Annotated in this window: 10 protein-coding genes and 1 pseudogene; 4 read left to right on the top strand and 7 right to left on the bottom strand. The window is 65.5% G+C overall.

Features of this window, described 5'->3' with window-relative positions:
- A pseudogene (locus TX76_RS18645) lies at positions 1-396 on the bottom strand (DUF2254 family protein); the annotation flags it as partial.
- Between the two features lie 610 nt (positions 397-1,006).
- Entirely contained in the window at positions 1,007-3,553 is a 2,547-nt protein-coding gene (locus TX76_RS08455) for an ATP-dependent DNA helicase (RefSeq protein ID WP_049901524.1), read from the bottom strand.
- A 159-nt stretch (positions 3,554-3,712) separates the two neighbouring features.
- On the opposite strand from TX76_RS08455, the gene TX76_RS08450 reads away from it, so the two are divergent.
- The gene (locus TX76_RS08450) at positions 3,713-4,732 is read left to right on the top strand and encodes an AIR synthase family protein (RefSeq protein WP_049901521.1); all 1,020 of its coding nucleotides are present in this window, start codon (positions 3,713-3,715) and stop codon (positions 4,730-4,732) included.
- Positions 4,733-4,765: 33 nt separating this feature from the next.
- On the opposite strand, the gene TX76_RS08445 is transcribed toward TX76_RS08450, so the two are convergent.
- A complete protein-coding gene (locus TX76_RS08445) occupies positions 4,766-5,824 on the bottom strand; it encodes an NAD(P)-dependent glycerol-1-phosphate dehydrogenase (protein WP_049901519.1) in 1,059 nt (352 codons plus the stop codon).
- A gap of 138 nt (positions 5,825-5,962) precedes the next feature.
- Here TX76_RS08445 and TX76_RS08440 point away from each other — a divergent pair, with 138 nt between their 5' ends.
- On the top strand, positions 5,963-7,351 hold the full coding sequence (locus TX76_RS08440) for a sulfatase-like hydrolase/transferase (protein WP_049901516.1): 1,389 nt from the start codon (positions 5,963-5,965) through the stop codon (positions 7,349-7,351).
- 71 nt (positions 7,352-7,422) lie between these two features.
- Here the strand turns inward: TX76_RS08440 and TX76_RS08435 are convergent, their stop codons facing one another.
- The 3 genes from TX76_RS08435 to TX76_RS08425 all read right to left on the bottom strand — a co-directional run bounded on the left by TX76_RS08435 (position 7,423) and on the right by TX76_RS08425 (position 10,046).
- A complete protein-coding gene (locus tag TX76_RS08435; protein WP_049901514.1) occupies positions 7,423-8,118 on the bottom strand; it encodes a sugar phosphate isomerase/epimerase family protein in 696 nt (231 codons plus the stop codon).
- A gap of 96 nt (positions 8,119-8,214) precedes the next feature.
- Entirely contained in the window at positions 8,215-8,973 is a 759-nt protein-coding gene (locus TX76_RS08430) for an SDR family NAD(P)-dependent oxidoreductase (protein ID WP_049901511.1), read from the bottom strand.
- 83 nt (positions 8,974-9,056) lie between these two features.
- Entirely contained in the window at positions 9,057-10,046 is a 990-nt protein-coding gene (locus TX76_RS08425) for an NAD-dependent epimerase/dehydratase family protein (RefSeq protein ID WP_049901508.1), read from the bottom strand.
- A 215-nt stretch (positions 10,047-10,261) separates the two neighbouring features.
- Here TX76_RS08425 and TX76_RS17570 point away from each other — a divergent pair, with 215 nt between their 5' ends.
- The gene (locus tag TX76_RS17570; RefSeq protein WP_154019039.1) at positions 10,262-10,426 is read left to right on the top strand and encodes a hypothetical protein; all 165 of its coding nucleotides are present in this window, start codon (positions 10,262-10,264) and stop codon (positions 10,424-10,426) included.
- A 65-nt stretch (positions 10,427-10,491) separates the two neighbouring features.
- Positions 10,492-11,019 carry an SHOCT domain-containing protein gene (locus tag TX76_RS08420; protein ID WP_049901506.1) on the top strand — a complete coding sequence of 176 codons (528 nt, stop codon included), beginning with the start codon at positions 10,492-10,494 and terminating at the stop codon, positions 11,017-11,019.
- A gap of 267 nt (positions 11,020-11,286) precedes the next feature.
- On the opposite strand, the gene TX76_RS08415 is transcribed toward TX76_RS08420, so the two are convergent.
- Entirely contained in the window at positions 11,287-11,958 is a 672-nt protein-coding gene (locus TX76_RS08415; RefSeq protein ID WP_049901503.1) for a DUF4396 domain-containing protein, read from the bottom strand.
- Positions 11,959-12,060: the final 102 nt, after the last annotated feature.

The following is a 12,060-nucleotide window of genomic DNA, read 5'->3' as shown; positions in this document are numbered from 1 at the left end:
TATTATCCTGTCGTCGCTGTCGGCTATGCTGATTGTTCCATCCTTCATCTTTTTCAGAATTGAATCGTCAAAATTCTCTGGAAGCTGTTTTCGGAGCAACTGAGCTTGACTCATTGGGTCGAGCCTCTTTCCTATGAACACAACATACGATAGCAAGCAGCACAACGCCCATACTAATAAAGAGAAAACTAACGCGAGTTGTAGAGGCTCCTGAAGCGAGTATTTGGAAAATAGCACTATTGGTATTGATATCACATATGAGGCTACTATCAGCTGTATGAATCTCGATTTGATCAACGAGGGAATAATTCGAGGTGTTAGCTCTTGTGAGAAGTATTCTACTCCTAGAAGACTTAGTGAAATTGTAATTGCGAATATTGTGGCAAGGATTTGGGCAACAGTATTTGCTACTCCAGAATTAGGTCCCCCAAGAGAACGCTAGAAAATCAAATGGAAAATAGAAAGGTGTTACTAATATGCATATCGAAATCGCACCTCCTACGTAGAGAATAGTGTACTCCAGTAAGTCGGCCTTTGTCCGCTCAAAAAGGGTGAATTTTAGACCCATGAAATTATACAATCCCGAGACTCCAAGATATTTTAGTCTACTGATTGAGAACGTGGCTTGAAAACCACTCACCCTGTTGATCTTCTTTAACTCATCTTGTTGAGGATGTCCTGTGGTCCTCTGTGGGTGCCGGCGGTCTACAACCTGTCACGATATTCTCCCCATGAAACGCGGGAGGGGACCAAGGCAAACGACGCCTATTATCCCTACGTCTCCGACTATATGTTGGCAAACATCCGGGACAGGTGGCTATCAGTCTGTGGGACTTGACTCCCTTGGCCACTGCTCTACGTAACCGCTGGCTTCTACCGTAGGCCCGTGATAACCCTCTAAATTATCCTTCCGGCGGAAGCATAAGGTCGGTGTCTTCCTCCCCGCTATGCTTCGCAGTAGGTCAAGAGCGTTGTATTTGGGGGGAGGTAGCGGACAGACGAAAGCTCACCCACTTCCCCATTCTGGATGCTTCTCAGCGAATTCTTCTACTAGCTGTTCTAGAAACATCGGCGTCATCGTGGTCCACTCCTCGCGTTCCTCGGCCGGGAGATACTCATGGACCGACCGCGGCGCATCGGGGGTGTAGCGCTCGTCGAGGAACGCCCGAACGCCGACCTCCTCGGGCCCTCTGATGACCCGGCCGATGGCCTGCCGCGCGCGCCGGACTGCGGGCACCGTGAGCGCGTACTCGAAGGCCCGGTCCTCCCCGAACGCCGCGCCGTAGGCCCGCCGGACGGCTCGTATTCGGGGGGAAGCGACGTTCACGAGCGGGACGCCGACGACCGCGCACGCGCTCAGTTTCGCGCCGTCGTAGTCCACGCCCTCGGTGAGCGTCCCGCGCGTCGAGGTGACGAGCACCTTCCCACCGCCGGCGAAGAAATCGCGCTTGAGTGCTTCGGTGGTCTCGGCGCTCGACGGCTCGTCGACGAGGACCGGTTTCTCGACCGATGCCGTGAGGCGCTCGGCCGCCCACGCCGCCTCGCGGTAGCTCGGCATGCAGACCAGGACGTTGCCCGGGCTCTGCGCGATCTCCCGGAGTGCGTAAGCGTAGGTCTCGCGGACGTCGCTTCCGGAGTCGGGCGGACCCCGATTCCGCGCGGTGAACGCCGGCACGTCGACGATCCAGCTCGCGCGGTTTTCCGCGGGGAAGGTCAGATCGTACGTCCGCTCGGTGATCGGGCGCTCGACCTCCGATCGTTCGTCGCTGGTCGACTCGTCGTCCCCGGCTGCCCCGTCCTCGGTATCCGCTCCTTCGCTTCCGTCGCCCGAACCTCCCTTCGGACTCGGGAGGTCGACACCGTCGGGGACATCCGGAATTTGGGGGTCGTCCGCCGGTTCGGTCACGAGCCGATCGAGCCCGACACACTCCCGAAAGACGTCCATCGGTTCGAGCGTCGCGCTCATCAGGACTCCGCCACCGAGGTCCCCAAATCGCTCGCGGAGATCCGCGGCCGGCAGGCAGTCGTAGCATTCGAGCGCCGCAGTGTAGTGGCGTCGCCACTCGTCGCTGTGCTCGCGATCGGTGCGTTCGAGCGTCACCTCCCGGAAGTACGCGGCGTGATCGCGGGTCCACCAGTTTCGCATGAGTCGGCCGATGCTCCCGCAGACGCACGATCGATCGGGATCGACCGTTTCGAGCACGTCCTCGACCGCCGCGCCGACGGTGTGGAGCGATTCGAGGAAGTCCTCGGTGTAGCCGGCCTCGATCGCCCACTCGGAGAAGTCATCGGGCTCGTCGACCGCGGGATCGCGGAGCGGGATTTCGAGCCGGTCGGGAAGGTCGCCGCGCTCGGCCGCGCGGTCGAGATCGTCGAACTCCTCGTCGAGATACGTCTCGACCCGCCGATCAAGCCAGTCGATGGCGTCGTTGTAAAACTCCCGGGTGTGATCGAGCGCGTCGGTCGAGAGCTCCCAGCTCGCAAGCTGGGTGGCGATCGCCTCGCGGTTCTCGCGGGACTGACGCGCGTACGAACCGAGCTGCGCGATGTCGTTTCGCGCCCGCCGGAGCGACACGCTGCCGATTCGATCGCTCAGGAGATCCCGAACCCGCCCTTCTACCCTGTGGGCCTCGTCGACGATCACGAACGTGCGCTCGTCGACCACGCTATCGGTGAGCCCGCGCGTCCGGGGATCGAACAGGTGGTTGTAGTTGCCGACCACCACATCGGCGTCCTCCAGCAGCGTCCCCATCGCCCGGTGAGGACAGGTTCCGGCCGGGACTGCCCCGGTGAGCAACTCCTCGGTCGTAATGACACTATGCTCGCCGTCGGCGAAGGAGACGGGCGACCCCTTCTCACGGGCGTACCAGTCGGCCTCGAACGGACAGAAGACCTGCTCGCGGTCGCTTTCGGTCATCGATTCGGGGGCGACTGGTCGGCCCGTCGAGTACGGTGCGTCGACCCCCGCCGTCGAGAGTCCCTCGTCGAGCGTGCGCCACGAGTCGGCGTCGATCCGGGCCGACTCGACGAGTTCGGCCGCACGGCCGGCGTCCCACCACGCCTCGCCGCCGTCGTCGCCCGCGACGAGCCCCGCGGTGGTCTCCCGGAGGTCCTCGCAGGCGTCCTGAACCCCGCGATCGAACGCGTCCGCGCGCTCGTACGGACAGAGCGCGGGCTTGCCGACGAGCGCGAGTCCGGAAAACGGCTCGTCGAGGTCGGCGTTGATCGCCCGGAGGTCCTGGATGAACTGTCGGCGCTGCTGTTTGACCGGCGTCGCCACCACGACGTTGTCGTAGCGGTCGGTGTCCCGGAGGAGGTGGCCGGCGGCCGCGAGCGCGGCCATCGTCTTGCCCGTGCCGCAGGCCCCCTCCATCACGAGGTAGCCACCTTCCTCGCCGGCGTCGATCGCCGCCTCGATCGCGTCGGCCTGGTTCGCGTACGGCTCGTCGTAGCCGAAGAACGCGCGCCAGTCGACATCCGCACCCGACGCAGCTTCGTCGGCGCGCTCCTCGGCCGTGGCGGCCGCCCCGTCTCCTCGTTCGTCACCGCTCATCGGTCGTACTCGGGATTCCGTCGGCATCCGTTATAGACTGTCGGTCCGCGAAACGACGATCGGCAGCCAACGGGAGGCGTTTCGTCGGTCTTCCATCCCGAATCGCGACTCGGTCCCACCGATGAACACGGTTTTGTCGGTGCTCGCCCCGGTTCGGGCATGGCCGACTACGGGAAGGTGGACGCCGACTTTTTCGACGAGCACATCTATCCGCGCCTCGGCGCTGACCGGGCGGACGTCGCACTCGGGCCGCAGCACGGCGTGGATTTCGGGGTGGTCGAGATCGGCGGTCGTGGGGTCGTGATCGCGACCGATCCGGTCTCCGTGCTCCCCCAGCTGGGATTCGAGCGGGCCGGCCGGTTCGCGCTCGACGTGGTGCTCGCCGACGTGGCGGTGAGCGGCCTCCCCCCCACCCATCTCTCGATCAATTTCAGCCTCCCCCCAGAGATGACCGACGAGGCGTTCGCGACACTCTGGGAGGCCATCGATCGCGAGGCCGCCGATCTCGGGGCGAGCGTCGTGGCGGGTCACACGGCACGGTACGAGGGCTGTGCGTTCCCCTGGGTCGGCGGCGCGACCGCGCTCGCGGTCGGGGATCGCGAGGAGATAATCAGGCCGGATGGCGCGCGGCCGGGCGACCGGCTCGTGCTCACGACCGGGCCGGGCGTCGAGGCGGTCGGCCTCCTGACGACGCTGTTCGGCGACCGGATGGATCTCCCCGAAGCCACACTCGATACTGCGAGAGCGCGGCTCGACGATACCGACACCGTCCGCGACGCGCTCGCCGCTGCGGCCGCCGGGCCGGTCACGGCGATGCACGACGTCACCGAGGGCGGGCTCGCCAACGCGCTCCGTGAGGTTGCCGGGAGCGCGGGCGTTCGCCTCGATGTCGACCGCGAGGCGGTCCCAATGCGCCCCGGCGTCGAGCCGGTCTGTGAGTACCTCGACATCGACCCGTGGACCGCGACCAGCTCCGGCACGCTCCTGATCGCAGTCGAACCCGACGGCGTCGAGAGCGTTCTCGCGGCGCTCGACGACAGAGAGACGACGGCGGCCGTCGTCGGCACCGTTGCCGAGGGGACTGGCGCGTACGTCGACGGCGAGCGGATCGAGCGTCCGGCCGTCGACTCCTCGTGGGGTGTGTACGCCGACTACGCCGCCGGGGAGAACGAGTCGTAGCCGTCGCGTCGGTCGACCTCGTTTTCGGTGGGTTCAGACGACGCCGGTCACCCGTGCGACCTCGCGCGCGGCGGCCTCGTTCATCCCGTTGCCGAGGATGGTGTAGCGATCCCGGATCCCGTGGGCGGTCGTGAGCGCCTCGATCACGTCGGCCTCGTCGATGCCGAGCTCCTCGGCGGTGGTGGGTGCGCCGATCCTGGCGAGCGCGTCGCGGACGTTGCGCCACTGGCCCTCGTCGCCGGTGTGGAGGTACTCGGTCAGGATCGATCCCACGCCCACCTGGTGGCCGTGGAGCGCCGCACCGGGAGCGATCCGATCGAGCTGGTGACTGAAGAGGTGTTCCGCGCCGCTCGCCGGGCGTGAGGAGTCCGCGATACTCATCGCGACTCCCGAGGAGACCAGCGCCTTCACGACGACCCACGCCGACTCCTCCAACCCCTGCTTGATCGAGTCGGCGTTGTCAACGAGCATTTCGGCGGTCATTCGACTGAGCGCGCCGGCGTACTCCGAGTATTCGACGTTCTGGAGCCGGTTGGCGAGCCGCCAGTCCCGAACCGCGGTGTAGTTCGAGATGATGTCGGCACACCCCGCCGTCGTCAGCTCCCACGGCGCGTCGGCGATGATCTCGGTGTCCGCAATGACGGCAAGCGGCGGCTCGGCGGCGACCGAATGCCGGGTGTCGCCTTCCGGGACCGAGCCGCGGCCGGAGACGATCCCGTCGTGGCTCGCGGCGGTCGGCACCGAGACGAACCCCATGCTGAGGGAGTCGCTCGCCATCTTCGCGATGTCGATCGGCTTGCCGCCACCCACCCCGACGAGGAAGCCGGCCTCCTCCGCCTCGGCGGTCTCGATCACCCGCTCGACCGCCGCGAAGCTCGCCTTCTCGACCACGACCGTCACCGGCTCCGTTCCCGTGGCGGCGAACCCTTCGACGACGCACTCGCCGGCTACCTCGCGGGCGGTCGGGCTAGTGACGACGAGAGGCCGTCCAGCGAGGTGGAGTTCGTCGACGGCGTCGGTAGTTTGAGAGAGGACACCGTGACCAACCACGACGTTCCGTGGGAGACGGATCCACGTCGATTTGTCGAACATGACGTTCCCTATTCGGCACGAACCAAACCGTTTGCCCTCCGCAGCGCTTCCGCACGGAAACACGACTGGAACGGCGGACTCGCTGACGTTGCACCAGCGTGCACAAACAGTTTAGTATGCCATCGAGTATCGTCATCGATGAACGTCGCGCTCGTCGTCCTCGACACACTGCGATACGATGCGTTCGAGGAGCATTTCGACTGGTTGTCGGGGATTCGCTTCACGAATGCGTGGGCACCGAGTCACTGGACCGTGCCGGTCCACGCGTCGCTGTTCGCCGGGAAGTACCCGAGCGAACTCGGGGTCCACGTCGACAACCAGGCGCTCGACTGTCCCGAGCCCGTGATCGCCGAGCGACTCGCCGAGGCTGGCTACACCACCCGCGCGTTCGCCAGCAACATCATCCTCGCCAAACCGTTCGATTTCGACAGGGGATTCGCCGAGTACACCGGCACCTGGACGTTTCGAGCGCTCTCCGGCGACGTGTTCGACTGGGAGAGTTTCGCCGAGGGGGACGACGACGGCCCCGAAACCTACCCCGGGGCAGTGCGGGACTGCATCGCCGGCGAGTACGACACGTGGCCGTCGCTGAAACACGGTGCGCGAGTCGCGTTGCGTGACCTCGGTGGCGATCGGTTCGGCGGCGCTCGCTTCGGCAGCGATCCGTTCGACGAGCAGGGGTCCCAACAAGCGCTCGACTACGCCCGGGAAACCGACTTCGGCGACCGCGAGTTCTTGTTCGTGAACCTGATGGACGCACACATGCCGCACACGCCGCCCGAGGCGTACCGAACAGTCGACACCGACGAGCCGATCGGCGACGTGACCGAGTACAACGGCCTCGTGGCGACCGCTGGCGACGGCCCCGATGCCGACCCCGAGGTGCTCAAGCAGGCCTACGACGATAGTGTCCACTATCTCTCCGACGTCTACCACGAGATCCACGCCAGGCTCCGCGAGGAGTTCGACGTCGTCATCACGCTCTCGGATCACGGCGAACTGTTCGGCGAACACGGCGTCTGGCAGCATTCATACGGTGTCTATCCCGAACTCACGCACGTCCCCTGCGTGATCTCCGGCGACCGCATCGAGGACGCGACGCGCGCGGAGACGGTGAGCCTCCTCGATGTCCACCGGACGATGCTCGATCTCGCCGGCGTCGACGGTGACTCGGCGGGGAACGCGCTGCTCGACGTGCCCGGCGAGTCCGCCGAGGCCATCACGGCCGCGCCGACCGACCGGACGTGCGCCGCGGAGTATCTGGGGCCGAACCCGCGAAACCGGGCAAAGGTCGAACGGCTCGGCTACGATCCGACGCGGTTCGACGAGGAGCTGTTCGGGGTCGCGGCCGAGGGGGCCTACGGCTACGAGACGACCGACGGACTCCAGGTCATCGGCGAGACCGACGCGGCGCTCGACGAACTGCTCGAAGCGCACCGCGACCGGATCGACCGGCGCGACACCCGGGATCGAACGGCGGTCTCGGACGCGACGCGGCGTCACTTGGAGGATCTCGGCTACGCGTAGGCGAGCGCGGCGCTTCCGTCGGGTCGGCTCTCGACCGCACTCCGTCGGTTCACTTCCGGCCCCCGTTTCGCTCAGTTGCCGGCGACCGATCGGGCCGGCGACAGGTCGAACTCGGCCTGGTGTTCGGTGACGGTTTCGAGCGCGGCTCGCTGGTCGTCGGGCATGACTTCGAGGACCACCGTGCCATCGAAGTGTCGGTCGACGAGGCGACAGACCGCCCCGATGTCGATGTCGCCAGCGCCGAACGCTAGGCCGTCCTGGACCGGCGTCGAGTCACAGAGATGCAGGAGGCCGATCCGATCGCCGTACTCGGTCAGCAGGTACTCGATCGCCGTCAGGTAGTCCGCTTCAGCCATGAACAGGTGGGCGACGTCGAGTGTGAGGCCGTGACCAGGTTTCAGCACCATATGTCGGAGGTGGCGAACACTCACCCCGGTCTTGTTCTCGTAGCCGTACGCCGCGGTCAGGTCAAGCTCCTCTAGTTCTGGGGTGTCGACGTGGTTGAGGTGTCCCGAGTGAAAGACGACGAATGCGTCGAGCGCCACCGCGAGCTGATCCGTTCGGTGGAGGTACTCCTTCTCCGCCAGCGAGACGTGGGGCGTGTGAACCGAGACGGCCGCGACATCCGACGCCTCAACGTGCGCGACGCACTCGGCGACCGATTCGAGGTGGTCCTTCTCCAGATACAGTTCCACCCCCTCGAACCCCCGGTCGGCTGCGGCGGCGAGCGCGTCCGGTTCCGGGGGACATTTGCCGGCGATGAGCATTACTCGTACGTTCAGGCTCCGTTGGCCTATTCGTAGGACTTGCAACCGCAAGTAACGTTTAACTACGGCGGGCCGATCGACGTCCGTCCACGCCGCTCATCCGGCGTCCGTCGGGCGGACGAGGAGTTCGTCGACGTTGACGCGTGGCGGCTGCGTGACCGCGTACCGGACCGCCGCCGCGACGTCGGTGCTTTCGAGCGTCCGCATCGACTCGATCGCCGCTTCGACCTCGTCTTTCGCCGCCGCGTCGGTGATGTGTGCCGGGAGTTCGGTGTCGGTCGCCCCCGGTTCGACGGTCGTCACGCGAACCCCGTCGTCGGCGACCTCCTCGCGGAGCGATTCCGCGAACGTGCTCACACCGGCTTTCGTGGCGGCGTACGCACCGAATCCGGCACCCGGACCGCGCCGCGCGTCCGAGGAGATGTTGACGACGTGGCCGGCCTCGTCCTCCCGAAGCGCCGGCAGCGCGGCGCGGGTGGTGTTCATGAGCCCCGTCAGATTGACCGACACCATCCGTCGCCAGTCGTCGGCGTCGGCCCGCTCGACCGGGGCGAGCAGCATGACGCCAGCGTTGTTGACGAGCACGTCGAGCCCGCCGAACGCGTCGGTCGTCGTCTCGATCATCGCCTCGATGTCCGCCTCCTCGGTGACGTCCGCAGTGATCGCCAGCGCGTTCCCGCCCGACGCTTCGATCCGCTCGGCGAGTTCGTCGAGCCGGTCGGTGCGGCGTGCGGCGAGACTCACACTGGCCCCTTCGGCCGCGAGCGCCTCCGCGGTCGCCGCGCCGATCCCTGACGACGCACCGGTGACGAGCGCCGCCTTCCCGTCGAGTTCGCCGGCCGTGGTGTGGTTCACGCCACGGCTACGACTGTCGGTCGAAAGAAGCTGTCCTTCGGGCAGGGTAACCGGACGGGGACACGACGACGCGGTCCGCCTGTTCAGAGCGTATCCAACACCGAGAGCACGCGCTCCTCGGCTTCTCGGTCGGGGCCGTTCTCACGGCCGGTGCGATCGCTCGCTTGGTGAGCTTCGACTGTGCGTTCGAGCGCCGTCTCGATCGGCGTCGCTTCCCAGCCAAGCTCCGCGATCTTCGCAGTCGAGAGCACGTGGGGATACGAACGGTAGATCGGGAAATCGTCGGGCGCGAGCTCCGCCGCGGCGAGTTCGCGCTCGTTCGCCGCCACGATCTCGATATCGGTGTCGAGGGCGTCGGCGATCAGCTCGACCCACTCGGAGAGGACGGGCAGCCGGCGATCGCCGACGTTGTACGTCTCGCCTGGTTTGCCCTCCTCGGCCACGGTTACTAATCCACTTGCCACGTCGGGTGCGAAGACGAGATGCCAGAGGCAGTCGCCATCGCCGGGGACGATCACGCGGTCGTGATTGAGGACTCGATCGATCCAGTAGTCGAACCGTTCGGTGTAGTCGTGTGGGCCGTAGACCACGGGCGGCCGGACGCTCATCGCGTTCACGCCCTCGTCGGCGGCCGCGGCGACCGCGCGATCGATCTCGGCCTTCCGGGGGCCGTAGCTGTCCATCGAGTCGTCGGTCGCCTGCTCGTCGGTGCAGTCGTGAAGCGCGGTCGTGTCCTCGCGTTTCGGGATCTCCTCGTCGCCGTAGGCCGACCCGCTCGAAATCACGACGTAGGCTTCACAGTCGGCGAACACCCTGGTCGCGTGGCGCACCTCGCTGGGATGGTAAGCCACGCAGTCGATCACGATGTCTGGATCGACCTCGCGGGCGGCGCGTTCGACTGCGTTCTCGTTCGTCCGGTCGCCCGCGACGTGCGCGACGGCCTCCTCATCAGCGAACGGGTTCTCGTGGTTCCCGCGGTTGAACACCGTGACGTCGTACTCGTTGTCGAGTAGCTCCCGGACCGTGTGGCGGCCGATGAAGCGCGTGCCGCCGATGATCATGGCGTGAGGCATCGACCACCCTGCGGGCGGCCGCGAGATAACAGTTGTCGGTCGCGACGACTGGTTTCACTCGGTGTGAACGGCTCGTCGTGCTCGCGTTTCCAGTGGCCGGCGGCCGCCCTCGACCTACTGTTCACCGTGTGCGAAACTCACTATGACAACCACTATTTCGGCAATGACCAACTTTATCTAACAGAAGTTAAATCCCCCCGGAGCCAATCACGCGTATGGACAAGCGATCCACGCAGAAGAACGACCGAAACGAGTTCAGACCATATCTTCCGGCGATGCCCCAGGCGACCGCCGAACCGACCCGGATCGAGCGGTTCCTGACGCGGCTGTTCCGCCGGCGTGGCGGTCTCCGGCGCGTCGTCCGACCGAAGCACCGCTAACGCCGGAAACCTTGGGAACGGCGACGAGCGTGAGATATAGATAGCTGGCCGACGCCGATCACGATATGGGCTGGCTCCGGGACAACGCGCTCGCCGTCTGGCTGGGTGTGTTGCTCGTCTCCGGTGTTCTCCTGACCGTCGTGCTCGGGTACGTCGGGCTCGTGGTCACCACCGCGCTCGGCAGCGGAGCGGGAGCCGTCGGCGTTCTGTCCGGACTCGCGTTCCCTTATCTCCCCATCGTGGCCGTGCTGGTGGTGGCTACTGTCATCTCGGGGCTCGGGTTCAGCTGGTCGTTGCTGCGACGACTGTCGATCCCGCGGAGCGAGCGGCTCCAGTCGGCGGCCGAGCGCGTCGAGCGCGAGTACCCGGCAATCGACGGACTTGGCCTCTCTGAGACCGTGGTCCCGCCAGAGCCATCGACCGAGGACGCCCTCGACGACCTGAAACGCCGGTACGTCACGGGCGAGATCGACGAGACGACGTTCGAACGCAAGCTCGATCGGCTGGTGGCGAACGAGTCAGTCGACGACGCCACCGCCGCCCGCGAGCGCGAGGCCGTCTTGGACGAGCGCTCCAGCGAACGCTCGTCGTGAGAAATACGCTGCTTTGTGACGATCGAGTGACTGACCGACCTGGGTGAGATCGATTACACGAATTCGTCCGATCATGAATCACGGTGCAACTGAAAACCGCAGTCCACACCCTCCCCAACCGATTCGCTCACTCCGTTCGCTCATCCCTCGCGCGAGTCGCACCTGGCGACGCTCGCTTCGCTCGCGCTGCCGGTGCTCCCGCGCGCCGACCGCGACAGCAGTCGGCGTATCCCAGTTCCACGATCGACCCGTCCGTTGTCGTCCAGTTTATGCCGCCTGTCGCCGTTCTGTCGGGTCCTGCATCCCACCCTTGACGCCGCGGTGGACGAGATAGACGTTGATCGGGTAGGCGACGAGCAGGCCGATCGTGAGCGAGAAGACCAGCCCCGACCAGAACAACACCTCGCCGATATGGGCCTCGCCGGCAAGCCAGACGTCGGTCCCGATGGCGGCGATCTCCATCAGCGTGATCGACGGCGTCTCGGTCAGCAGAGCGTCCTTCGCGGCCTCACCGAATCCGACACCCTCCTGCATCAGCGGACCGACGGTGAGAGCGTACCCCATCGCGTAGGCGAACGTGAAGGTGACGACGATCACGAGCGACGTCCCGAGCGCGAGGAGGCCCGCCGCGAGCGTGACGCCAATGACCTCGCCAGCGCCACACCCCGAGTAGCAGTGTGCGACCGACCGACTTCCCTTCCGCCAGAGCGAGTCGTGGCTGATCTGCGCCCGGCCCGAGTACCAGTACATCCCGAGACCCAGTGGTCCGGAGTAAAGCACCGTGAGACCCCACACGAACTTCATCAGCGGGGCCATCTCGTCGTTGTTGCTCCTGACGTCCCACACCAACACGGCGAGCGACGCGGCGACGATCGCCACCCAAACGGAGAGGTACGTCGGGTTCGTCAAGACGCTCTGGAGGGAACTTTCGAGACTCATGGGAGTGGTTGGGGCTCCCCACTTTCCGCTGTTGTGGTTACGAAACCCACTCTGAGATAGCACGTACGTTATCGTGCGACGGCCGATCACGCAGTTAGATTC

Source organism: Halococcus agarilyticus (genome assembly GCF_000334895.1).
Lineage (GTDB): Archaea > Halobacteriota > Halobacteria > Halobacteriales > Halococcaceae > Halococcus > Halococcus agarilyticus.
Note: the sequence above shows the minus strand (reverse complement) of the source record. Positions and strands in the feature narration are given on the sequence as shown.